The 25,120-nt window shown below is 34.2% G+C and carries 23 protein-coding genes; 7 read left to right on the top strand and 16 right to left on the bottom strand.

All coding sequences use genetic code 11. From position 1 onward, the window contains the following. From MYP_RS08065 to MYP_RS08055, 3 genes are all read left to right on the top strand, one after another. Window positions 1-216 (top strand): hypothetical protein, encoded by a 216-nt coding sequence (locus tag MYP_RS08065; protein ID WP_045461412.1) that lies wholly within the window; start codon window positions 1-3, stop codon window positions 214-216. Between the two features lie 127 nt (window positions 217-343). Continuing rightward, window positions 344-796, top strand: a complete 453-nt coding sequence (locus MYP_RS08060) for a DUF2147 domain-containing protein (RefSeq protein ID WP_045461409.1) — start codon at window positions 344-346, stop codon at window positions 794-796. A 76-nt stretch (window positions 797-872) separates the two neighbouring features. Next, window positions 873-1,592, top strand: a complete 720-nt coding sequence (locus tag MYP_RS08055; RefSeq protein WP_045461406.1) for a glycosyltransferase family 2 protein — start codon at window positions 873-875, stop codon at window positions 1,590-1,592. A 33-nt stretch (window positions 1,593-1,625) separates the two neighbouring features. Here MYP_RS08055 and MYP_RS08050 read toward each other — a convergent pair whose 3' ends face one another. The 13 genes from MYP_RS08050 to MYP_RS07990 form a co-directional block, all read right to left on the bottom strand. Beyond that, entirely contained in the window at window positions 1,626-2,324 is a 699-nt protein-coding gene (locus MYP_RS08050; RefSeq protein WP_045461404.1) for a DNA alkylation repair protein, read from the bottom strand. A gap of 58 nt (window positions 2,325-2,382) precedes the next feature. Then, the gene (locus MYP_RS08045; RefSeq protein WP_156140413.1) at window positions 2,383-3,321 is read right to left on the bottom strand and encodes a DUF4380 domain-containing protein; all 939 of its coding nucleotides are present in this window, start codon (window positions 3,319-3,321) and stop codon (window positions 2,383-2,385) included. Window positions 3,322-3,340: 19 nt separating this feature from the next. Next, the gene (locus tag MYP_RS08040) at window positions 3,341-5,107 is read right to left on the bottom strand and encodes an AMP-dependent synthetase/ligase (RefSeq protein ID WP_045461398.1); all 1,767 of its coding nucleotides are present in this window, start codon (window positions 5,105-5,107) and stop codon (window positions 3,341-3,343) included. 95 nt (window positions 5,108-5,202) lie between these two features. After that, window positions 5,203-7,041, bottom strand: a complete 1,839-nt coding sequence (locus MYP_RS08035; protein ID WP_052430027.1) for a tetratricopeptide repeat protein — start codon at window positions 7,039-7,041, stop codon at window positions 5,203-5,205. A 454-nt stretch (window positions 7,042-7,495) separates the two neighbouring features. Further along, window positions 7,496-9,112 (bottom strand): Ig-like domain-containing domain, encoded by a 1,617-nt coding sequence (locus MYP_RS08030; protein ID WP_045461395.1) that lies wholly within the window; start codon window positions 9,110-9,112, stop codon window positions 7,496-7,498. After that, window positions 9,109-9,990, bottom strand: a complete 882-nt coding sequence (locus MYP_RS08025) for a class I SAM-dependent methyltransferase (RefSeq protein WP_045461393.1) — start codon at window positions 9,988-9,990, stop codon at window positions 9,109-9,111. Before MYP_RS08025 ends, MYP_RS08030 begins: the two co-directional genes overlap by 4 nt. 1 nt (window position 9,991) lies before the next feature. After that, window positions 9,992-11,857: a tRNA uridine-5-carboxymethylaminomethyl(34) synthesis enzyme MnmG gene (gene mnmG, locus MYP_RS08020; RefSeq protein ID WP_045461389.1), complete on the bottom strand. Its 1,866-nt coding sequence runs from the start codon at window positions 11,855-11,857 to the stop codon at window positions 9,992-9,994. 191 nt (window positions 11,858-12,048) lie between these two features. Further along, a complete protein-coding gene (gene ybeY, locus MYP_RS08015) occupies window positions 12,049-12,507 on the bottom strand; it encodes an rRNA maturation RNase YbeY (RefSeq protein WP_045461385.1) in 459 nt (152 codons plus the stop codon). After that, window positions 12,507-12,908: an ATP-binding protein gene (locus MYP_RS08010; RefSeq protein WP_045461384.1), complete on the bottom strand. Its 402-nt coding sequence runs from the start codon at window positions 12,906-12,908 to the stop codon at window positions 12,507-12,509. The genes ybeY and MYP_RS08010 overlap by 1 nt, the downstream gene beginning before the upstream one ends. A 30-nt stretch (window positions 12,909-12,938) precedes the next feature. Next, window positions 12,939-16,250 carry a DUF4175 family protein gene (locus tag MYP_RS08005; RefSeq protein WP_045461383.1) on the bottom strand — a complete coding sequence of 1,104 codons (3,312 nt, stop codon included), beginning with the start codon at window positions 16,248-16,250 and terminating at the stop codon, window positions 12,939-12,941. A 116-nt stretch (window positions 16,251-16,366) separates the two neighbouring features. Then, window positions 16,367-18,130 (bottom strand): ABC transporter substrate-binding protein, encoded by a 1,764-nt coding sequence (locus MYP_RS08000; protein WP_045461380.1) that lies wholly within the window; start codon window positions 18,128-18,130, stop codon window positions 16,367-16,369. 94 nt (window positions 18,131-18,224) lie between these two features. After that, window positions 18,225-18,989, bottom strand: a complete 765-nt coding sequence (locus MYP_RS07995; protein ID WP_045461377.1) for an exodeoxyribonuclease III — start codon at window positions 18,987-18,989, stop codon at window positions 18,225-18,227. 12 nt (window positions 18,990-19,001) lie between these two features. Further along, the gene (locus tag MYP_RS07990; RefSeq protein ID WP_045461374.1) at window positions 19,002-19,340 is read right to left on the bottom strand and encodes a hypothetical protein; all 339 of its coding nucleotides are present in this window, start codon (window positions 19,338-19,340) and stop codon (window positions 19,002-19,004) included. A gap of 78 nt (window positions 19,341-19,418) precedes the next feature. Between MYP_RS07990 and MYP_RS07985 the strand changes: the two genes are divergently transcribed. Further along, window positions 19,419-20,105 (top strand): ComF family protein, encoded by a 687-nt coding sequence (locus MYP_RS07985; RefSeq protein WP_045461371.1) that lies wholly within the window; start codon window positions 19,419-19,421, stop codon window positions 20,103-20,105. 55 nt (window positions 20,106-20,160) lie between these two features. Here the strand turns inward: MYP_RS07985 and gldJ are convergent, their stop codons facing one another. Beyond that, window positions 20,161-21,351, bottom strand: coding sequence for a gliding motility lipoprotein GldJ (gene gldJ, locus MYP_RS07980; RefSeq protein WP_045461368.1), 1,191 nt, complete (start codon window positions 21,349-21,351; stop codon window positions 20,161-20,163). Window positions 21,352-21,622: 271 nt separating this feature from the next. Further along, window positions 21,623-22,345 (bottom strand): porin family protein, encoded by a 723-nt coding sequence (locus tag MYP_RS07975; RefSeq protein WP_045461366.1) that lies wholly within the window; start codon window positions 22,343-22,345, stop codon window positions 21,623-21,625. 143 nt (window positions 22,346-22,488) lie between these two features. Here MYP_RS07975 and MYP_RS07970 point away from each other — a divergent pair, with 143 nt between their 5' ends. From MYP_RS07970 to MYP_RS07960, 3 genes are all read left to right on the top strand, one after another. Beyond that, window positions 22,489-23,184: a hypothetical protein gene (locus MYP_RS07970; protein ID WP_045461362.1), complete on the top strand. Its 696-nt coding sequence runs from the start codon at window positions 22,489-22,491 to the stop codon at window positions 23,182-23,184. 118 nt (window positions 23,185-23,302) lie between these two features. Next, entirely contained in the window at window positions 23,303-23,854 is a 552-nt protein-coding gene (locus tag MYP_RS07965; RefSeq protein WP_045461358.1) for an RNA polymerase sigma factor, read from the top strand. A 2-nt stretch (window positions 23,855-23,856) separates the two neighbouring features. Then, a complete protein-coding gene (locus MYP_RS07960) occupies window positions 23,857-24,717 on the top strand; it encodes an anti-sigma factor (protein ID WP_045461355.1) in 861 nt (286 codons plus the stop codon). Window positions 24,718-24,796: 79 nt separating this feature from the next. Here the strand turns inward: MYP_RS07960 and MYP_RS07955 are convergent, their stop codons facing one another. Beyond that, window positions 24,797-25,099, bottom strand: coding sequence for a GNAT family N-acetyltransferase (locus MYP_RS07955; protein WP_045461353.1), 303 nt, complete (start codon window positions 25,097-25,099; stop codon window positions 24,797-24,799). Between the last annotated feature and the right edge of the window lie 21 nt (window positions 25,100-25,120).

Here is a 25,120-nt window from a genome sequence, read left to right as displayed (position 1 = left end):
ATGAAAATATATTATACAGTCATATTCACCGTATTGCTTAGCTTAAGTGCATTAGCTCAACCACCTTCTTTTGACACTGGCTCTCCTGAGCCTTTACCTGCAGGTGATGCTTCTGCTATTCCTTTGGAAAGTGGTTCTTATATTTTCTTCACAGGAGGGTTAATTGCCGGAGGGCTTCTGCTTCTTCAATTAAGGAAGAAAAGAAAGACGATTTAAAATATTTTTTATTTTTTTACCTGTGGACAAGAGAGGCTGCTTTATCAAAGGGCAGCCTCTTATTTTTAAAAATGTAAAAGAATATTCTATTATTTTTACATTTTGATATTCAATTCACTAAGCCGTTATGAAAAAAATCTTTGCTCTTTTTCTATTAGCCCTTTCCTTTACGGTTTTTTCTGCTGATTCACTTGCTCAATACTCAGGAGATGAAGTAATCGGAATATGGGAAACACCAGGAGATGACAATGGCAGGATTGAAATATTCAAATCGGCCAATAAATATTATGGTAAAATAATATGGCTGAAAAGAAAAGGTGAGAATGGAGAAGTTCTAACCGACAAAAATAATCCCAATAAGGCATTACAAAATCGACCTATCATTGGCGCTGAAATTCTGAAAGGATTTGTATTTAACAAAGACGAAGATAGGTGGGAAGATGGTGAAATATATGATCCTAAAAGTGGTAATACTTATAGTTGCCAAATTTCCCTTCAGGACAAAAATACTATGAAAGTCAGAGGATATATAGGATTTTCATTGATTGGGAGAACGGAATATTGGAAGCGGGTGAAGTAAAATAGAACATTCAAAATATTTATACTCTCCGGAATATTATTTTTACGTACTTTATCTATCTATTTCTAAATATTCTATGAAGCTTGAAAAGCTTACAATTATTATCCCCACTTATAATGAAGGAAAAACATTATATCAAATTTTGGATAAAATACGCCTGGTGCAGCTTCATTATAATACTAGGAAAGAAGTAATTGTAATAGATGATGCTTCTATAGATGATACTTCAGAAGTTATATTTTTATTTAAAAGCAAATACCCTGATTTTCCAATTATTCATCATAAACACGATATAAACAAAGGTAAAGGAGCCGCTCTTCACACAGGAATAAAAATGGCAACCGGAGATTTTCTTTTAATACAGGATGCTGACCTGGAATATGATCCTGAAGATTATAATGATCTTCTAAAGCCCGTCTATTCAGGTGTTGCGGATGTTGTTTATGGTTCAAGGTTTATGGGAAGCAAACCACATAGGGTCCTTTTTTTCTGGCATTATCTTGGAAATAAGTTTGTGACTTTTTTATCAAACCTCTTCACCAACCTAAACCTTACTGATATGGAAACATGCTATAAAGTCTTTGATACGAAACTTATTCAGGATCTTGATCTGAAGGAAAAAAGATTTGGTTTTGAACCGGAAATTACCGCTAAAATTGCAAAAGTTCCGGGTATCAGAATTTATGAAGTAGGCATTTCTTATTATGGTCGAACATATGCAGAAGGGAAAAAAATAAGCTGGAAAGATGGCTTTTGGGCTGTACTGTGTATAATCCGCTACAATCTTTTTAAATAGAAATAACTTTAATCTGATTCTTAAGATGAAGTTTTATTTCTTCTTTTGAATTCTATCTACCACTTTTTTACTTTTTAATTCTACCAAAGCATTGTTAGCAATCCATTTTGAGGATTTACTATCCTGACTTATAATTCTTTCGGCTAATATAATCGCTTCCTGATGCAGTTTTTCGTTTCTTTTGCCAATCTGTCTCAAAGCCCAGTTTACAGCTTTCTTCACAAAGTTTCTTTCATCATTTGAATGCTTTTCTATTAAAGAAAATAATGCTGAAAACCTTTCATCCTTACCTTTTTTATCATGAACCGCCAGGGTAGCTATCAATACAAACCCTGCCCTTCTTACAAATTCATCCTCTTCTTCTGTCCAAGCTTTAGCCTTTTCAAAAGCAAACGGTGTTTTCCTAAAAAGATTTAAACACACCTGATCACACAAATCCCAGGAATTAAAATCGTTTACCCACCAATCCATTTGTTTTTCCTGAACCTTTGCTGGGTCATCAATCATTGAGGCCAGTATTCTTGCTTCATGTATATCAGTTTTCCAGAGTTCAATCGCAAGCAAGTGGTCCTTCCTATGGACTTTTGCCATGTTTCTCAATACAGGTATAGAGATACCAAATGCTTTTTCTGTATTGACTCCAAATTTTGAAAGTGAGGGAAGTATTTCAGGTCGTGCCTGGGACTTCAGCTGAGAGACTATCTTTTCCAATTCTGATTCAGCCTTTTCCATAAAATCTGCAAAAAAAAAGGGAAGATTTAAAGTTTGTTAACATCTTCCCTTTTCTAATTTATTTTTTAACGATTGACCTCACGATCTTAACCAGCTGGGCATTCCCTTCCTCTTTTGTTACATTGCTTGGCAATGATCTCAAATACCACTTTACCTGCCAGGTTAACTTTGCTCCCGGAGCAAGAGTTTTGTATGCTCCTTGTTGTTCCATTTCAATAAATGGATTCTGTGTATCTGCAAAAATCTCTATCTCTCCCTCACCTGGTGCACGTTCACTTGCTTTTGTATCTTGGAATTTTTTCACCAGTAAAAGGCCTTCATCTGTATTTGCTATCCAACCTTCACTTCCATCTGCATACAGTTTTGCCATATTGCCATCTGTCACTCTATCAGGTGAGTAAGCAAACCATCTTATCCCATCAATATCATTCATCTTTAAAACACTCATCACAGGACTGCTTTGCTCAAATTCTTTTTCTCCTCTTGGATAAAAAGTTATAGATGATTTTTTTGTCCTGGTATTCTCCCATGGAGCAACCTTCAGCTCTTTTCCGCTTTCGTTAGTTATGGTATAAGACACAACGAAACTTGAATCGGATGGATTTGCGGTAATATTCTTCTTTATTACCACTCCTAATTTTGCGTCTTTTTCGCTTGTAAATTCAACAGAATTCTTTGTAGCTGTGACTTTGTATGGCTTATCATGGTGCTCCGGAATGGGAGGCCAGCCCCATGGGTCCTGAGGACTAGTCCAGAATGTAGAACCTCCCGGACCAATAATTTCTTTTCCACCAAGAGTAAAAGATGTTATTCTTGCACCCTGCCCCGCATCAATTGCCATGACTGTACTGCCCAACGATACTTTGTAAGTCTGTTCACCTGCGGCAGGACTTTCAATTTTTACTGTTTGCGTTGCTTTTTTCTTTTGTGCAAAAGTGGTGGCAGCAGCCATGAATGCTGCACTGAAAAAAATGGCTTTAATAAAATCTCTTCTCATGAAATATATTTTAGTCTTGTTAAGGTTCTGAATACATCCTTTCAATCACCTCTTTAAAATTTTCAAGAATTACCTTTCTTTTTAGCTTCAAAGTAGGTGTCAGTTCTCCTGACTCGATTGTCCAGGGTGCTTTTATAAGTTGAAATTTTTTTATTTTTTCAAACTGTGCAAAACTTTCATTATACAATTCGACTTCTTTTTCAAACTTTTCGATTACGGCCGGTTCATTTAAAATAGTAGATTCATCTGAAAATGGAATTCCTTTTATGGAACACCAGGATTTAAGACCTATAATAGACGGCACTATCAATGCAGAAGCGAATTTTCTTCCGTCACCTACCACCATTATCTGCTCAATAATCCTGGATTCTTTGAATTTATTCTCAATGACCTGAGGTGCAATGTATTTTCCTCCAGAAGTTTTGAACATTTCTTTCTTGCGATCTGTGATCTTAAGAAATCTTCCTTCAATAAATTCACCAATATCTCCGGTATGGAACCAGCCTTCGCTGTCTATTACGTCAGCTGTAAGATCAGGCTTATTGTAATAGCCTTTCATTACATGTGGACCTTTTGTTAAAATTTCTCCATCCGGAGCAATTTTTACTTCTACATTAGGCAAAACCAAACCTACTGTCCCCACCATACTGTCCCCTTCCACCGGCCGATTGACTGCAATAACAGGCGAGGTTTCTGTGAGACCGTAACCTTCCATCACCTTTACCTGAGCTGCCCAGAATACTTTTGCCAGTCTGGGCTGCAAAGCAGCTCCACCTGAAATGATCACAATTATATTTCCACCGAGCGCTTCTCTCCATTTGTTAAATATAATTTTGTTGGCCAACCAAAGTTGAAAGTTATAAAAAATCCCTTGATTTACATTATTTTCAAACTGGTGTCCCAAATTGAGTGCCCAATAAAATAATTTCTTTTTTACCCCCGTTAAAGAGGCTCCTTTTTCTACTATTTTATCATAAACTTTCTCCAGAAGCCTTGGAACAGTAACAAAAATGTGCGGCTGCACTTCTTTCAGATTTTCCGCAACTGTGTTAATATTTTCTGCATAATAAATTGAAATTCCACAACGTGTGTACAGATAGTTGAGCATTCTTTCATAAACATGGCTGAGTGGCAGGAAGCTTAAGGCTCTGTGCTGATAGTTTACAGGCAACAAAGGAGCACATTCCGTAACGTTGCTCAGAATATTGGCATGGGTTAGCATTACTCCTTTTGGGTTTCCTGTAGTGCCGGAAGTATAAATCAAAGTTACAAGGTCTTCAGATTTAATCGAGGCCTTTATATTTTGAAGTTCAATTGCATTAATTTCTTCTCCAAGAGTTTTGATCTCACTCCAGTTTTTTACACCATCAATGCTATCAAAACAGTAAATATCTCTGACAGAAGTTATTCCTACAGCAGCTTCCTTTGACTTCTCATGTAGCTCCTGGTCAGCAACAAAAATCAGTTTTACATCTGCATCTCTGAAAATAAAATTGTAGTTTTCTACAGTATTTGTAGGATAAACAGGTACACCCACTGCCCCTATTTGCTGGAGAGCTATGTCAACAAAATTCCATTCCGGTCTGTTTGGCGAAACTATAGCAACTTTATCATCCTTTTTTATCCCGAGTTTGAGAAGGCCAGTGCTTAGTTTATCTGCTATGGTTGCATAGTCAAGCGAACTGAATTTTTTCCAGGTGCCGTTTATTTTGCAGGCGAGAGCATCATCTTTGGGGAAGTTTTTTACCTGATACTCAAGCAAATCGAATAGTCTTTTAAATTCCATAGCTTTAAAGAATTTTGTGGATATAATTATTGAAAAAGAAAAAGAAACGATGTCAAAATCCGCGTAGCGGGAAAATTTTTTTAAACCAATACAGTTTAAATTTTATCGCCCCTTAGCTTTCTAAATCGTTTTCTAGCCTCTACATTAAAGATACTTCCTGGATATTTAATCATAAAATCCTGATAAATCTGCATCGCCTTCTGGTTATCTTTTTTATTTTCCTCATAAATGACTCCAGTCAGAAAGAGCGCATCATCACCAAGAATATCAGTAGAAAAAGAAGTATTAATTTTCTCGAGTGCAAGAAGGCTTTTATCAAAATCACCTAATTTTCTGTAGATCTTTGCTTGCAGTAAAAGCACTTCATCAGCCAGGGAATGTTTCGGATATTTTCTTAAAATCTCCTCTGCCATTTCAATAGCTTCAAGATTTTTATTTCTGAAAAGAAGAAAATCTATTTTGGCATATTGCTTCATCGCTTCATTTGTCGTATCTGTATCCAAAATAGTGTTATCCTGAATTAGAAGACTTAGATTCATTGCATCATTTGAAATCTCTCTCGAAGTAGCCATCTTAAGGATATCAAGATGTTCCTGCGCCAGCTCGAATTCTCCTTTATAATAATTTAATTTTGCATTTTTTAGCTTTGCCTCATGGCCAATCGGATCCTCCTTCATTGCTTTTTCCGCTTGGGAATACAATAATGTAGCTTCCCAAGGTTCTTCTTTTAACAGGTAAATGTCACCTAGATCAATCTTGATTTTTGCTGTTAAACGACTATCATTTCTGGAATAATTTAAAGCATCATTTAATATTATAATGGCTGTATCTTTTTTATCCAGGTAAAATGCTTCCAGCAGAGCCATGTTTTTCATTGCCTCTGTAGTGTACGGGGATTTTCCCAGCTCTTTAATAAGATTTATGTAATCAGCAATTAACAATCTGATCTGACTTTCATTGACAGGAAATGTATTTTTAACCAGTTCTTCCCTGGAATTAATCAACATTCTTTTTGCCTGACCATAGTGTACCCCATTTTTGTATTCATCTACAACATATTGGAAAAATTTTGAGGCTGCTTCATAGTCTTTATTTTCCATTGCAATTCTACCCACCTCTATCAATTTCATACCCTGCATTTTGTATCTTTTATCCAAGGCCTTTGATTGCATAAAGGCTTTTGTAAAATTCTTCTGCTGAATATTCATCCAGAGTAGCATTTCGTTAAAAGCAGCATCATTCGGGTCTTTTTGGATTTTATCATACAATGTGGTTTCCAATAAATCAAAATCTTCTTTTTCGGTCAGAATATTCTGAAACTGGTTTTTCACATTTTCTAATTCATTGGGATCATTCTTCAGGTAATTCAGCATTTCTTCAATCATTAATGCATTATTATTCTGAATTTTATAAAGCTCAGCAAGTTTAAAACTGTATAAATTTCTGTTATTTAGTGCTTTTCTTGAGTTTATATACAATTCCGCAGCTTTATCCACATTTCCGGATTTTACAAGATAATCCGCAATTTTTTCTGTTAAAGATTGATTATCCCGAACAGCTTCTGAAAGGTTTGAAAATTCCTTCTGAGCTTTGTCCTGTGAAGAGAACTTTTGCAAATGAAGATAGAGGTCAGCTTTATAAAAAGATTCGTTAGGACTGCTCTTAATCATCTTTTTGATGAGCTTCTCACCCTCAGTGATATTTTTTTCCTGGATCAATGAATTATAGTAATTAGAATAAATTAGCGGAAGGTTCTCAACCCTTTTGCCAATTTTTTCGTATTCAGAAAGAGCTTTACTGTATTCCTGATTGTTGTAGTATTCATTGGCAATTTTTATTTCAGGAGAAACTTGAGCATATAAAAAGTTAGAAGTCGCAAAAAACAAAAATGCAACAAGTGTGGTTAAGGAAATATAAAGCTTCTTCACATTCATATTTTTCAAACTGACTTATTAATCCCTTATTTTATTAATTAAATATTTAAATAATTATTATTTATAATATATCCCTGTGAATAAGTTGAAAACTTTAATTATTCACCTCTTGATTTTTTGTGAAGTTTATAATTCTTGATTTATATATTTTTTATCCACAGGTTATATAACGTTTTATTGATTGATTATTAGTTATTTTTGCTTTTTATTAACGATAGAAAACTTTTTAATGTGTATTTATCCTTAAACATTGTGGATTGAGGATTGTTATAAATAATCCACCATTTTTGACCATGTTATTTTGGATGAATTTCGATAAGTTGATAAAAGGTTCATCTCACATTGTTTTTTGATTTTGGAAATTTATTTTTTAATGATTTAATAACATTGAATGTTGAAAATCTTCAATCATTAATTATTTAAAATCAATACTTTATCTTTTTATTAATAATTCTTAAAATTCAATGTTGATATCTCTGACTTCCCAATTGGCTCTCAAACCTATTTTCTCTTTATAAAAGATAACTGGCTCTGCTTGGGTCATCTTACTTAGATCTGCGTTATCCCATTTGCCATTGTTATTAACATCTACGAGAATTCTTATATAATATGTTCCTGGATTGAGGAAATTCAATTCGTATTTCTTTGGGTTTTTAAGGGTAAGAATAGGAATATACTTTTCATTTAGTAATTCAAAAAAGTAGTTTTTAGCCTCTGTGGATATCGTTCCTGATAGTATCGCATAGTCTTCTTCCTTTTTGACAGAAAACCGCTGCTTTAAGCCGTTATTGTAGTTATTTAAAAAATCTTTTATAGTACTGTCAGGAATAATGAGAAATAAGGAGTCTATTTTATCCGGATAGTAGATATCCACCACTGCCTGTAGTTTTTGTTTATTAAGATTGAAGTTTTTCTTTTCAAAGGGTTTTACGATCGAATCCTCTTTTATCTGAAATTGACTGAATTCTATATTTTTAACCGGACTGGAAAAATTTAATTTGATCTTGTTTGCTTTGGGGTTAAGTTTTCCATCTTCAGGATTAACGGATATTAATAATGGAGTCTTTGTTTCAGTTTTCTTTTTGGTTTTGGATTCATAGATAATTTTGATATTTCCTCTGCCAATATTTCCGGAAGAATCTTCTAATATGAGTCTAAGTGGAATACTATCTTCCATTATATTCCACGTATTGAATATTTTTATTGTATTTGCTTGATTTTCAATTAAAAAGCTTACATTAAAAGATGTATCTCTTTGATAATCAATGTGTTGTAACTTTAAACCCTCTTTTAATTTGATAATAAATTCATTTTCGTTTATGATTGAGGTAGATATTATTTCTGGAGCTGTGGTATCTATTTTGGTTAAGAAGATATTTTCATTTGTAATATTGCTATCTATGAGAATTTTCGTCTTGAATCCTATTTTCTCTTTGGAGTCATATTTCAAATTATTACTAAGATCTTCTAAGGCATAAAGATCATAAGTTCCTTTTTTTATATTGGTAATTTTGTATTGATCGGTTTCTGATTTAGTAAAGTATAGCGGTTTTGAATTGGTAATATTTAAAGTATCATCACTTTTGTACAAAGCAACAGATATATTCGTTAATGGTTTATTAGTAAGTAAATCTGTAAGTTTTCCAGAGATGGTTAGAGTATCTAGTTTAGCCCCTGTGCTGAATGCAATAGAAAGATTTTTTGGAGGATTGCTTTCTGTTATATCCTGAATTGCATTTCTGAAGTTTATTGTATAAGTAGTATTCTCTTCAAATGGTTTATTGAAGGTTATTGTTAGTTTTTTTCCTCTTATTTTATAGGTATATTCTGAATTGATGGTTGGAGAAATTATTAATTGCTCCATAAAGTTGTTTTCTTTTATATTTTCATCAAATTCAAAGATCATTGTTTTTGATTTGAATCCTAATGAATTTGGTTTGGGATGTGATTTGACAACTTTAGGAGGTTTTATATCTTTGGCACCTCCCTGTGGAGCCTGAATATTTGCGCAGGCTTTCAAAAATATGATTAGAAAAATTGCTGTTATTCCTGTAAAGATATTCTTTATCATTTTTTTATTCTTGCGATATATATAATACTAGAGTAGTTTCCTGATTCTTTTTTTGCTCTTAAATTTGATTTAAATCCAGTGATGAAAGCGTTTAGAGGATTATTTGTTCCTTTATATTTTTCGCTTAACATGCTTACATAATAACTATCGAATTTCATTGGTTTGGTTTCTATCAATTGAAATCCTGTTTGTATTAGTAAATTGTTCAGAGCTGTCTTCGAGAAATGGTATAGATGTCTGGGAACATCATATGCAGCCCATGTTTCCTGATAGTGTTTAGCATCATTAGACTCTAAATTTGGAACTGCAATAATAACTGTTCCTTCATCTTTTAATAATTCCTTTATTTTTACCAATGCTTTTACTGGATCATGTATATGTTCAAGTACATGCCAAAGAGTTATTACATTGAATTCTTTTATGGCTGTAATTTCATCTATACTTCCATAAATTTCTTTTCCTGTTAAATCTTTAGCTTTTTGCCTTGCACCATTGTCAGGTTCGGTACCTGTTATTCTCCATCCGTTTTCCTGACATTTCTTTAAAAAGTATCCTGTACCACATCCTATATCTAATAAGTTTCCTGGTTTTGAATACTTGTTTATTAAGTCGAGTTTAGCTGTAAGAGTTATTTTTCTTATTCTATGGTAAATTGCGTTGATGAATCCTTTCTTTGAATCTGTATGAGATACATATTTTTCGGATTGGTAGTATCTTCCGATATCTTCCTCAGTTGGCTGTGGGGAGGTAATGTGCAATTTGCATTTAGGGCATTCTAAAAGATTAAAATTCTCTTGGGTTATAGAGTAATCTTTTATATTCAATTTTAGTCCTAATCCTGTAGAATGACAAACAGGGCATGAGGTTATATTTTTCATTTTATTTTCCTAGATAGATCATTAGAACGGAAATGTCTGATGGTGTAATTCCACTTATTCTTGATGCTTGTCCTAGTGTTTTTGGTTTAATTCTTTTTAACTTTTCTCTTGCTTCAGCTGATAGTGCAACTAAACTATCATAGTTCATGGATTCATTTATTTGAAAATTTTCCATGTTTGTCATTTTTTTTGCCAGTGCTTCTTCTTTCTGTATATAGCTTTCATATTTTACTTCAATGGAAGTTTGTTCTACAATATCATCACTATAATTGGCAAGTAGTTTCTGTGTTTCTGCATTGATGTTTGCCAGATCTTTTATATCCAAATCTGGTCTTTTTATGAGATTAAGATAGGTTGCTTTCTCTCTTATCTGTGCACTTCCAAGTTCTTCTAATCTTGAATTGATTTGTTCTGGTTGGAATTTGAAAGACTTTAGTTGCTCTGTCAGATTTAATACCCCTTTTTTCTTTTCCTCCATTTTCTCAAATCTTTCCCTGCTGGCGAGCCCTAATTCATACCCTTTTCCTGTTAATCTTAAATCTGCATTGTCTTGACGAAGTAAAATTCTATATTCTGCTCTTGAGGTAAACATTCTGTATGGTTCTTCTGTACCTTTATTTACCAGGTCGTCAATCAGGACTCCAATATATGCTTCTGATCTACTCAGAATAAATTCTTTCTTTTCGTGGACTTTATTGTGTGCATTTATTCCAGCAATTAATCCCTGACAAGCTGCTTCTTCGTAACCTGTTGTTCCATTAATCTGTCCTGCGAAATATAAGTTATCCAGAATTTTTGTTTCAAGGGTTAGTTTTAATTGTGTTGGGGGGAAATAGTCGTATTCAATAGCATATCCTGGTCTGAACATTTTCACATTCTCAAATCCTGGTATTAGTTTAAGAGCATTGTATTGTACATCTTCAGGTAATGATGTTGAGAAACCATTTACATAGATTTCAACTGTGTTCCATCCTTCAGGTTCTACAAATATCTGGTGTCTTTCTTTGTCTGCGAATCTGTTTATTTTGTCTTCTACAGATGGACAATATCTGGGTCCTAATCCTTTTATTCTCCCAGTATACATAGGAGATTTGTCAAAACCTGTTTTTAGTACTTCATGAACATCTTTGTTAGTATAGGTTATGTAACAGCTTCTCTGTTCTTTGGGCGCTGATGTTTTTTCAGAATAAGAGAATTTTCCAGGATTTTCATCTCCTTTTTGTTCCTCCATTCTTTCATAGTTTAAAGATCTTCCATCTATTCTGGGTGGAGTTCCTGTTTTCATCCTTCCAGCTTCGAAGCCTAGTTCAACAAGCTGTTCTGTTATTCCTGTTGCTGCCTTTTCTGCTGTTCTTCCGCCGCCAAATCTCTTTTCTCCAATATGTATTATCCCATTCAAGAATGTGCCATTTGTAAGAACTACTGATTTTGCTTTTATTTCTATACCCATTCCTGTTCTCACACCAACTACTTTTCCGTCTTTTACAAGAAGTCCACTGATCATTTCTTGCCAGAAATCTACATTTGGTGTTCTTTCAAGTGTTAGTCTCCATTCTTCCGCAAATTTCATTCTATCGTTTTGGCTTCTTGGACTCCACATTGCTGGACCTTTGGATCTATTTAACATCCTGAATTGAATCATAGATTTGTCAGATATAATACCTGACATTCCACCTAGCGCATCTATCTCTCTTACAATTTGACCTTTTGCTACTCCCCCCATTGCCGGATTACATGACATTTGAGCTATAGTTTGCATATTCATTGTTGCAAGTAGTACTGTTGAACCCATTTTAGCAGCAGCAGCAGCAGCTTCACATCCGGCATGACCTGCACCTACAACAATTACATCGTATTCTTTGAACATTGTATGTAAATTATTTTTATGTTCCACGTGGAACAATATTTTGTTGTTTTATAATCTCTATTAGGCGAGACTGAATTATGTAGAGTTATTATTTTATTATAGTTTTATGTTTCACGTGGAACATTTTGTGGTATATTTTTATTAGTTTATTCCTTTGTAATGTTTCACGTGGAACATAAAGTTGATTGTTGTTATTTTGTTCCACGTGGAATATTGTACTTTGAGTTTAGGAGTTTGATGTATTTGTTTTCTTTCTCTCTCATAAGGTTTTTTTCTTCGTCATTTTTGTCTTTGTATCCACAGAGGTGTAGTACTCCATGGATTAAAACCCTATAAAGCTCTTGGTGGAAAGTTGTATCGAATTTGATTGCATTTTCTTTTACTCGCTCGATGCTTATGAAAATATCAGATTCTATTAAAGTTCCATCAGAATTATCAAATGTGATAATGTCTGTTAAAGTTTTATGGTTAAGGTAATCCTTATTGAGCTCTAAAAGATAATTATCAGAACAGAAAATATAGTTGATGTATCCAATGGACCTCTTTTCCTTTTTTGCCACCTCGTTTATCCACTGGATAATTTTTTCTTTGTGTAAAAAGCGAAAGGAAATATCTTCTTTATGAAAAAAAATTTCAGATGTATTTGACATTAATTAAAGTAAAATGAAAGTTCTACAGTTCTTCCTTCATTTTTGAATTCGACCAGGTCGGATAAATGCTTCATCAGAAATATTCCTCTTCCCCCTATTTTGTCCAGGTTTTCTGGTGCAGTTGGATCTGGTAATGAGTCATAGTTAAAGCCTGGGCCTTCATCTTCAATAATAAATTTTAAGTGATTATCCTGGCATTCTGCAGCTAGGACAACATTTTTCGTTCTGTCTCCTTTGTTTCCGTGAACAATAGCATTGTTTACTGACTCTGTAACAGCAACCATGATGTTTCCATAGATGTCATCATCAATCTGAAACTTGTCTTTTACATTGTCGATAAAGCTCTCAACAATTCTAATGTTTTCCGGTAAGGAAGGGATCTGTATCCTAAGCGAATTCATCATTCTTTAACTTTATAATACGGTTTTATCTTAATTGTCTATTTTCTGAAAATATTCATTTACTTCCTGCTTATAGTATGGTGTTAAAGCAGGTGAAATGGATTTTAATAGGTCTATTTGCCTTTCTTTTGCTTTGAGATATTTCTCAAACGAAGGAGGAATATCCTGTTTTGGTTCTTTGGCAGATTCCGCTTCTCTTTTCTCATCTAGATCTCTTTCCCTTACTGCCTTTTCTGCTTCTAATAATCTTGTTAGTATTTCCTGCTGTCTCAAGATCATTTCCTGAGTCAGTTTTTTATTTACAAGATCATTTTCTGTTTCTTCCATTTTTTGAGAAAGCTGATTTAGATTGTTTCCTGGTGCCTGACCACCATTTTTATTCATCATTTTCTCAAGTTCTTTCATCGCTTTTCTGATGGTTTCTTGTTCCGCAGCTAGTTTTGCGAGTTCTTCAGAAAGCTCTTTCCCTGTTTTTCCTCCCTGCTTTAGTTGCTGTATTTTCTGATTGAGTTGTTTTTGAAGCTCTCCCACACCTGGCTTAGGATTTTTTCCAGGTTTCTTGCACATCGAAGACCCGCTTTTCATTGACTGAGCCATTTGTTCCTGCATCTGCTTCAATACATCGTTAAGCATCAATGCAAGATTATTTATAGATGTCATTGCAAACTGTTGCTTGCCTGCAGCTATATCTGGCCTCCTGTCTTTAATTGCTTTTGCACTTTCATCCATAAAATCTTTCATTTGCCCAACTTCGCGGGTAACAAAAGATTCAATTTGGTAGACTCTTTTTGCTAATGCCAAAAGGCTGTCTTCAATAATTTTACTATCATCCTTAAGTTTTAGCTGTTTTTGTGATAATGCAATGAATCTTGGGTCTGTTTGATTAACTTTTTTGAATTCCTTCATGACATCCTCCTGGTCAAAGGAGAGCCTTACGAGGTTTTCTAATATCATTCTCAGGTCTTCCATGTTCTCTTCGGCTTGTTGTTGTTCATTGGATTTCTGCATCGAAGATAGTTTATCAGCCATTTCTTTCATTTTGTCGGCTGCATTTTTCTGGGAATTACCTGCTTTTTTGTTTTGATTGTTCTTCAGTTGTTCGGAACTGTTTTGTTGTTCATTGGATATTTCATTTTCTTTTGAATCTGTATTTTCAAGATCATTTTTGTTTTGCAATGACTCATTAATCTTTTCAAGATCATTTAATTTCTCCTGGATATTTTTAAAGTCTTCATTCAGCTTCTCTTGTTGTTCTTGAAGAGATTTTTGATCTTCCTGCTTTTGCGTTGTTTTTTCAGCAAGTTTTTCCTGCTCTTTTGCAGTTTCTTTTAGGTCATTAATGATTTCTTCTGACTTCTGATCAAATTTAAGTTGCTTAAACATTTCAAGAGCTCTGTCTAGCTCTTTATCCAAATTGCTCTCTTTCTTCTGTATGGCATCCAACACTTTTTGAAGATCCTGTTTTGGAGCATTTTTTTCCATGAGTTTTTGAAGCTCATCATACAGTTTTTTTGTCTCTTCGTCCAGTAATTCATTCATGAGCTTTTGCAACTGCTCCATTTTTTTTGCCATTTCTTCACTGGATGGACTAAACTTATCCTGTTGTTGATTCAGTTTCTCATTTGCTTTTTTTAACTCTTCAATTTCTTTTCGAAGTTCTTCATGCTTGTTAAGAAGTTCTTCTATACTCTTTTTGTCTTGCCAGTTTAGATTATTCTTCCCTTTTAGTTTTTCTTCTATTTTATTCAGGTCTTTCTGGATCTGCTGAGATTTGCTCAAAGCTTTTTCCATTTTGTTTTCTGTCTGACTTGAATTTTTAGATATAGCTTTTGATACCTCTTCTTTTGATGGAAGTTTTAATCCATAAGTCTTGGATTTAGAACTTTTTCTTCCATTTACACCATCATTATCCCATACTTGAAGATAGTATTCAAGACTTTCTCCTGGTTTTAAATTTAAGGAATCGATGTTCCAATTAAAGATAAAATTCTGAGACAAAAATTTTGGATCAATTGGAACATTGATGGATTTGAACTGAGATTCTTTCTCTTTGCTGTCGGCTAAAGTTTTTTTATAAAAAAGTCTTAAGCTTGTCAATCCGTAGTCGTCGTTTAGGCTTCCCCCAAGACTAATAAAGTTATATAGGATTGAATCGTGGTATTCCTCACTTGAAATTTGAGGAAACTGGTCCGGAATTACATTAATAGTGTAACTAATCTTCTCTTTACTTTTGACCTGTTTGTTCTGTAGCTCAAGATCATAGCTTTCTGTCTTATTAAAGGTTTTAGACAGCTTATAAGAATCGTCTTTTATGTTTTCTGTAATTTGTTTTCCGGAAGAAAACAAAATCTTAATTACATTGGCTGATTTAGTACTGAACTCCCAGGTAACTGAAGTTCCTTCAGGAATGCTTAAATTTCCAATGTTTTTTACCTTTTCAGACTGCTTTTTTAGATAGGATGGGTAATTTAAATATACATCAAATGAAGCAAGCTCTGGTCTATTAATTAAATCAATAGAGTATCCGTCGGAAATAAAACCTGCAGCTTCAAAATTGAAGTCTTCTTTTCTCTGAATATTCTTAAAAAGATAAGAGAATTTTCCTTTTCCAAGGTTTTTTAATTTAGACCTTTTATTTGCGGATATGAGGTAAACAGATTCAGGGACAGAATTACCTTTTATGGATAAGTTGATCTCAAAATCCTCGTTTTTAAATGCTTTTAATGATTTATTTTCAAGTACAAAGGTGAACGGTGCCTTCTCTTTGTAGTCAGTATTATAATTTATAATGCGGGCAGTACTTTCTACAAAAATGTGTGGGAGAAAGAATACTATCAAAACTATGATGACAATTGGTCCAACAAGATATCGTAAATATCTTTTATTTTCCCTTATGCTAATAGCGTTGGAAAAAGGGACTATTGACAATGAATTAGTCTTTTGTTCTATACTTGCCCTTATAAGCTCACTATCCTTCTCACTCATTTTCTTGAGTTGAAGTGTATTTAATAGTTTGTCCTTGATTTCAGGAAAGTATAGTCCTATTTGTCGAGATGCTTCTTCGTCAGACAGCTGTTTGTTGATCGCAAAATATTTTAATAACGGATCCACGATCCAGGTAAAAAATGCTAGGGAACCGGAAATAAGATATGTAAAGAAAAATATTACTCTTACTGTTTGGCTGAATTTCCCATAGTATTCAAGTATTGAAAAAAATAAGTAAGTGGAAGATAGAAGTGTTAAAAATAGAATTCCACCCTTAAGCATTTGGTTAAGGTAATACTTTCTTTTGTAGGCCTTGAGGTTTACTAAGAGTTTATCGAAGTTTTCTGCTGGTTTCATCACTTCTTAACGAGGTCGTCCAGTTGATTATTTTTGTAGGCCTTTTAAATTAAGATGAGCAGGACCGAACTTCGATCCTGCTCAAAATGGTTATTAATAAGTTTTTATTCAACCAATTACATGTCCGCTTTCTTCGGATACTCAAAGTAGACGTTTGTGAAGTCCCTGTATTGCATTGCATTATTCGGGAAGTTCTTAACAAAAGCCTGCATCAGTCTATATCCTTCATCGTACCATAATACCATGATTGGAGCATCCTGCATTACTATGTTTTCGGCCTCAAGGAAGTGTTTGAAAGCTTCTTCCTGAGTTGTAGCTTTTAAGCCGGCTTCATAAAGTTTGTCAAACTTTTCACTCTTGTATCTCATCATATTTGGATATGATGGCTTTTCAAGACTGGCAGGAACGGTTTTTCCATAGAAGAACCACAGGAAGTTTTCAGGGTTTGGATAATCTGCAATCCAACCACCTCTGAAAAAGTCGCTTTTTCCATTAATCATGTTTTCAACTAACTGAGCGAATGGAACAATGTTCAGTTCTATTGAGATGTTTAAGTGCTCTTTAAGTTGTTTCTGAATTTCTTCTGCTACTGCAGCATTTCTTTCTCCGTCTGAGTTAAGTTCTAGAGTTATTTTAGGGAATCCTTTTCCATCAGGATAACCAGCTTTTTTCAGATAATATTTTGCAGAATCCAGATTAAGGTCATACCCATTAATTTTGCTGACATCATAAAGAGGATTTTTAAAGATATCTATTGGAGTTATACCATGTGTAGCAGGGGCATAACCTTCTCCGTTTAGCACGAATTCAAGGATTTTCTTTCTGTCAATTGCAAATGAGAATGCTTTTCTTAAATCTTTATTGTTAAAGATTTTACCTTGATTCAGGAAGGAAAGGAAGTGAGTAGCCATTTCTGGTGTTCTCTGCAGGTCATATTGTCCGTATTGACCTTTGTTTCCTTTTACCTCTTCAAGAATTTCTATGATATGGTCAGTTGGAAGTCTGTACATCATATCAAGATTCCCTTTCTTGAATTCTAAAAGCTCAGTTTTCTTATCCTTAATAAACTTGATTTTTATAGCATCCAGGAATGGTAATTTGTTTCCGTGTTCATCTGAACCCCAATAGTTATCATTTTTCTTAAGAATAATGGAAATGTCATCTTCTATGCTGAAAATTTTGAAAGGTCCGGTTCCAACGGCTTTCGTTCTCATCTCAAGACCATATTTCTCTAAAGCTTCTTTAGGGAATATATAGGTAAATGGTCTTGCAAGATTATAAAGGAAAATTGAGTTTGGAGCAGTTAGAGTTAATTGAATAGTATTAGGATCAATTACTTTGATGCCTTCCACTTCAAATGAAGGTTTTTTTCCTCCTTCTGAAGCTTTGTAGTATTCATCAGCGCCTTTCAAAATACCTTGAAATACGCTAAAGCCTTGATTATTAATATTTTGGGTACATAGTTGAGTAAAACAGAATTTAACATCTTCTGCAGTTAACTCTCTACCTTTCCCTCCTGGAAAACATTCATTATCATGAAACAAAACACCTTTTCTGATTTTGAATGTGTAAACAGTTTGGCTGGGATCTACTGAATAATCTTCAGCTATCCCTTTTATGAGACTTAAATCGGCCTGATTAAATTTCATCAATCCTTCATAGACCTGATTTGCAACGCGGTAGGATATCGCATCAGTAATATTATGAGGGAATAAATTTTTAATGTAGTCGGACTCATTAACTTTAAACACTCCGCCATAATATCTTCCTCCCTTCGCTGCAGTTAGGCTGGAAGATTCACCGCTGCCAGTTTCTTTTGTTGTATCGCATGATGACAACATCACCCCGGCGCACGCTAAGGTTAATAACAATTTCTTCATTTATTTTTTAAAAAATTGGTTGAACATTCAGTACCCAATTAGATTTTTAAAGAGGCCAATTTAATAACAAAATGTATTAAACGAAAATATTGATCTAAACAATTTCAATAAGGACCGGGCAATGGTCTGAATGTTTAGCTTCGTTTAAAATAATTGCTCTTTTCAGGCGATCTTTTAAATTTTCTGTTACGGCATGGTAATCTATGCGCCAGCCAAGATTTTTACTTCTTGCGTTCATTCTGTATGTCCACCATGTATAATGATGAGGTTCAGAATTAAAATGCCGGAATGCATCCACAAAACCGCTTTCAAAAAACTTTGACATCCAGGCCCTTTCTTCAGGTAGAAAACCTGAAGAATTAGCATTGGACTTTGGGTTATGTATATCTATTGCTTGATGACAAATATTATAGTCGCCACAAACAATTAAACGGGGAAAATCTATCCTAAGTGTGGAAACATAATTATAAAAATCATCTAACCAGCACATTTTAAAGGCTTGTCTCTCTTCTCCGCTAGATCCTGAAGGCATATATACGTTGAGAATTGAAAAAGTTTCAAAATCTATTCTTAAAACTCTGCCTTCATAATCGTATTTTTCCATACCACAACCTCCACAGACATTTACAGGCTTAATTTTGGAAAAAATCGCAACTCCACTATATCCTTTTTTCACTGCAGGATGCCAATGTAGATAGTTAAATCCTATTGCTTCAAATTCTGTTATATCTACCTGTTCTGGTGTTGATTTAATCTCCTGCAGGCAAATAACATCAGCTCCTGTAGCTTCAAGCCATTTTACGAAGCCTTTACTAATAGCTGATCGTAAGCCATTTACGTTGTAAGTTACTATTTTCAAGCAGAAAGAGAATTAAAGTGTTTTGAAATATTCCTTTATATGCATTTTGAGCAGTTTTTCTTGTTCTCTTAAATCAAATTGGGGCAAAGTTTTAACGAGTTTCCAGTGGGGCCATCCATCCTGATCTTGTCCTTCGAGCTCATAATATCCTGATAAACTTAATAATTTACATATACCAATGTGCATCAGATCCTGCTTTTCTTCTTTGGAATAATTTCTTTTTCCTTTTCCAAGTTCTTGTACTCCAATCAGAAACAGAATAGCATCCAGGTTTGGCCTTTTTCCAATTACTGCTTTTAAACTGTCAAGCAGTGCAATCCATTCGGGGTCAAAATCTTTATCGGCTGACATTTATATTTATTATAATAATGGTTCAAGTTATGAAATGATAATTAGTTTTACTTTATTTTGATTCAATTTTAACCAGCTATGAAGAACTTATTTTATTCATTTTTTGAATTGGTGTACCCTGAGCTATGTGCTGGGTGCAATATTGGTTTATTGGTCAACGAAAAGTTTCTTTGCACTTCTTGTCTGGTAAACTTGCCCAAAGCGGATATAGGACTTTTGACAAACAGTGATTTGGAGAAGCGATTTTATGGCAAAGTGATGATTGACCATGCTTTTGTTTACCTTAGATTTCAGAAAAAAAGCATTGTTCAGAATATTTTATTTGATATAAAATATGGGGGAAATAAAGCAGCAGGAAGGTATTTGGGAGAAATGTTTGGTATGGAAATTCTTAAAAGATTTCCCTCTTTTAAACCTGACCTGATTGTGCCGGTTCCTTTACATTTGAAAAGATTAAAATTCAGGGGCTATAATCAGAGCTTTGTAATTGGCGAAGGACTGGGGAAAACTCTCAGTGTTGATTGTAAAGAAGTTGTCGCAAGGGTTGTTTCAAATTCTACCCAAACAAAAATCAACAGGATTTTGCGATGGAAAAACGTTGATGGAATATTTCAAGTTAAGGATGATTCTGAAATTTCAGGTAAACATATTTTGCTTATTGACGATGTTATAACGACCGGATCAACTATGGAAGCTTGTCTTGTTGCTTTACTAAATGCCGGGGCCAGAAAGGTCAGCATTGCATCTTTGGCCATCGCTACATAAAAAAAGCCTTTGGGTATTACCCAAAGGCTTTTTTTATGATCTAACTAATTTTCTATTAATAGTTTGTTCCAGCTTGGATCATTGCACAACGGAATCCAATAGTTGCTGTACAAGAATCTTCAGCAAGATATCTTCTTGTTCCAGGAGACATCCAATAAGCAACATCTTTCCAGCTTCCGCCTTTGTAAACTCTTACATGGTCATCTATTAGAGACTGGAATCCTGCTTTATCATATCCTTTTTCTTCATCAAGGAAGCCATTTCTTCTTAGTGGATTTAGATCGTCGAAATCCTGGAAAGTAAGAGGACGATAAACGTCATAAACCCATTCGTTTACGTTACCTGCCATGTTGTAAAGACCAAAGTCATTCGGAGGATATTCATAAATGTAAGTGGTGATCATTGCACCATCATTTAATTTACCAGCAATACCGGCATAGTCACCTCTTCCTCTTTTAAAGTTGGCAAGGAACATACCCATTTGTTTTCCATAAGGATTTCTAAGTGCATGTCCATCCCAAGGATAAAGTCTCTTATGTGTTTGGTTTTCATCCAGCCACTGATTTCCGATAAGAGCTTGAGCTGCGTATTCCCACTCTGCTTCAGAAGGAAGTCTATAGTTTGGTAACACTACTCCAGACTCAAGAGGAATTCTTCCTCCGCCTTCGGGTACTTCAACTCCTGCATCTTTCGCAAGCTCATTGTTTACAACTCTTGTTCTCCAAGAACAGTAATCAACTGCCTGAATCCAGTTAACTCCTACTAATGGGAAATAACGGAAACCTGGGTATCTTAAATAATGCTCTACATATGGGTCATTATAGGCAAGCTCACTTGCCCAAACGTTTGTATCAGGAAGAGCTGATTCATAGAACTCCTGAGAAGAGTCTCTCTGGATATAAAATAAATACTCTAACCAGTGAATGTTTGCAATTTCAGTTTCATCCATGTAGAAAGATGCTACTGTAACTGTTCTTTCTACGTTGTCTCCCGATTTAAGAATATCTTCTTCGAAAGAACCTAAAACAGTTCTACCGCCTTCGATATACACAAGGTTTGGCCCCTCTGGCTGACCTTGGAAATCTTTAACCTCAAAACCGTTTTCTTCATTGTAGGCCAGACCGGTAACCGTGCTTTCTTTGCCCGGATTGGTGCTGGTAGGATTTCCCTTTGAACAGGCAGCAATGATCACTGCTCCTGCCGCTATAAGAGAAAGCCCCTTTAAAGTGGTGAAAATTTTATTCATAACCTGTTTCTTAAATTGTATACACTTCCAAATAATTCGCTAATTTATGTACTTCCAATATAAAATACAATTAATTAGTTGAATTATATAATAATTTTTTTGTTAAGGGAAATTTCTCCTCAAACGAACTTTTTTCAAACTATATTACTAAATTATAATTTTATAGACAAATAATTAAATTTTTTGGAAATTTTGTTCAAGGCTATGTATATACTTGTCAGGTATACACAAGGTTTAGAGTTTTAAAAAATTTTCTTAAAAGTTGATTTCATTAAAAGGCAAGTATAATACCTCCATTTATGCCAATTGAATAGAGTCTTTCTTTTTCAGGAGTATTTTTCCGCAAAGGTGTAAAAAAGTAAGTGAACTGTGGCATAAGCATAAAACCAATTTTATCAGAAATAAATGCCTGCACCCCTGTGCCTATATTTCCTCCCATAATAAAATTATTCAGATTTGAATCATCTCGGGTAAATTCCGTTGTTTTCGTCAAAACTCCTGATGAATAATATTCAGTTTTTTCCTTAGCCTCTATCAAGTAATTAAAAGATGGGCCAACTCTGAGAAATAGAGCAAATTTCTCTTTTTTAATGTAACTATAATCTACAAATACGGGAAATTCCAATAATTCTGCCTTAAAGGATCCTTTGGTCTGATCATTTCCATTTAAAGCAGCATTTAATGGTTTTTTATAACCTTTTCTACTGTACCTTCCTCCAAGACCAAAGGCAAATCTATCATTGAGGTGTTTTTCAAAATTTAGTCCCACCGAATAACCGTAAGTACCAGTTTCTTTTTTCCTCATTTCTTTAGTGTTTGACTGGTCACTTGTAACACTTAAAAATCTTGAAGTATATTCAGGGGAGTAGTATATAGTTATTTTCCATGGATCATGTATTTTTTGGGCTGTCGCAACATTATCCGTGATTGTAAAAAAGCAAATGGCAACAACGACTAATAGACCAGTATATCTGTTTTTAAGAGGTGCTTTCATTGGGCTTTGGTTATAAAGAATGTAACTATGCAGGGGTCTTTTTGTTTTTTTGACAACTGATGTCCTGTCTACTGCTGAAAGCGCTTTTATGAGGAATTAAATATTTCCTTCCTGGTATTCGTTCTTTCATAAAATAATCTTTTATGAAAGGCATAGTTTTAATTTTGTTATTTCTTGAAATATCACATTTGGCATTTGGACAAAACCTGAATGTCAGAGAACAGGATGTTCTTTTCAGAAAGCATCTGGTGAGATCACTTTCTTTAAAAGACCCTAGAAATATTGACTTATTTGGGGAAAATGCGGTTTTGTCGGAAATTTTGCTAGAAGCTGTTGAAAAGGGTAATCTTTTAGCATATAAGGACAGGTCTTGCAAGGAAGAGGTATCTAGAGATGAAATATTAACTAAAGTCATTATGTCGAATGAAGATACTGTCGGTTTTATTTTTACTTGTTCTTTAAAGGAAATAGAATTGGGGGAAGATATTATCTTTGATAAGCACAGATCGGAATTTTCTTTTGAGCAAAAATATATTGGTTTGATAATTCCTCAATCAGAAAATTACAGAGGTATAACTGAGCCACTTGCCTATTTCAAATACACTGATTGTATTAAGGTCTTTAATCAGGATGAAAGAGCATATAGCTTGAATTTTTCAGGTGTTAAGGTTCCTTTTCATGATTTGTTTCTGACCCATTCCTATAAATCTTACATTGTAAAAATCGGGAATGGCAATTATTTTGATCAGCTCTATCCGAGCGCTTCAAAAGCGTTCATTGCTGCAAGACACCAGGAAAACCTACTTAATGATTACCTATATAAATTTTTCAATCCATGATTAGAATGTGGGATAAATAGTAATATCAGGATAAATTGGTACAAGAATAATTATGTGGTCACAAATATTTTTCGTGAAAAAGCCATCGAACGAAGAAAAGGTTTCGTAATTTTAAACCATGGCAAATACTGCTAAAGAAAAAATTCAGCAAGATCACATCCCTGAGGAAACGCTTGTTGGTCTGTTAAAAAGCAAAGACCAGAAAGCATTGGAATACCTTTATGATCATTATTCTCCTGCTGTATTTGGAATCGTTTTACGGATAGCGAATTCTGAAAAAACAGCTGAAAGGGTATTTAAAGAAGTATTTTCTGAAATTTTAAAAAGAATATCAGAATTCAATCATAAAACAGAAAAGTTTTTTGACTGGCTTTTGAGAATTGCCAGAAGTACTGCTTTAGATTTGGTTAGCAAAAGGGGATTTAAGCAGGATAATTTATCAGATTTAGTGCAGTTAAAGTCACAAGAGGGAATTCTTGGTAATACAGAACCTGCAGTTTCAAGAGATTTTCTTAACAACCTTAATCCTGAACAAAAGCATTATCTGGACCTGATTTATTTCCAGGGTCTGACTATTGAACAAATTGCTGATAAGTTTAATCAACCGGCAAATGCAGTAAGAAATAAGGCTAAGGCAGCTTTGCACATGTTAAAAGCTTTACACTCCTGAAAATGACTTCACAAGAATTAATTAATTCCGGTAAACTGGAGCTTTATGTTCTGGGAGAGCTATCAGAAGCAGAGGCTCGTGAAATTGAAATAGCAAGTGCAGGAAATCCGGATGTTAATGAGGAAATAAGAATACTTCAAAATGCATTGAGAAAATATGTAATGTGTTTTGAGAAAACACCTCCATTGGGTTACAAGAGACAAGTGCTTGAGGATTTGGCAAGGCAGAATGAAGAACGTCAAGCAGAAGAAAGCTCCAGAAAAGCAGTTAATGAGAAAGTAGAGAAGTTTGAAATATTAGAGGAAAAAAGGAAAACCTCAAAAATTTTACTTCCAATATTTATTGTTACTTCTGTCATGTCATTAATTGCTGCGGTTTTTTTTGCCTACAGAATGCAAAATGCAAATAATGACCTGGTAAATCTGAATTCGGATAATTCCCTGGTTAAAGAGTCTTCATTAAAAGAAAAAGAAACCCTTTTGCAGGAGATAGTTAGTGTTAAAAGCGAATTGGAATCTGCGCTTTTAAGTGTTGAAGTGCTAAAGGATTCTAATTTTACAAAAGTTGAAATGATTAGCCCTGATGGTACTTTGAGAGTTCCACTTTATTGGAATAAATCAAATGGGGAAGTTTTTGTGGACGGCGCAAATATCAATGCATTGGGAGAGGATAAGACCTATCAGCTTTGGTCAATAAATGAAGGAATTCCTGAAAACTCTGGTACTGTTACTCCAAATATAAAATATTTGCAAAAAATGAAAGGGACTTCAACTGCTGAGGCCTTTTCGCTAACGATTGAATCTAAAGGAGAAATTACAGATCCTTCATTTGAAAATATTTATGCTACTATTACTTTAGAATAGAAAGTATAAAATTCATTTAAAAAGGCCGGACAATGAATTAAATCACTGTCCGGCTTTTGTTTTTTAGACTGTTTATTTTTTAATAAGGATAGTAAATCAAGCTTCTGTATTCCGGATGTTCTACAAGATAATCCTGAACACAAGTACATGATGCCTTGATCCGTGCATTTTTAGTTTTGACAAAATTGAGTGCATATTCAACAATGGTTGAACGAAGCTCATTGGCCTGTTTTAAGGTCTGAGGAATAAAAGAACTTATAAAATCCCAGACAAGGTCATTCCATTTAATGTATTTCAAATTACATTCAACCCCTTCTACTGTGGTGAAGAATTTTCTTTCTTCTTCATTATGTCTGATCATTACTTTTGTCATTCTCTCCATTGCTTTTACTCTCCTCTATAT

Origin of the sequence: Sporocytophaga myxococcoides, assembly GCF_000775915.1 — a bacterium.
Taxonomy (GTDB): domain Bacteria; phylum Bacteroidota; class Bacteroidia; order Cytophagales; family Cytophagaceae; genus Sporocytophaga; species Sporocytophaga myxococcoides_A.
This window is presented reverse-complemented; position numbering and strand designations above follow the sequence as displayed.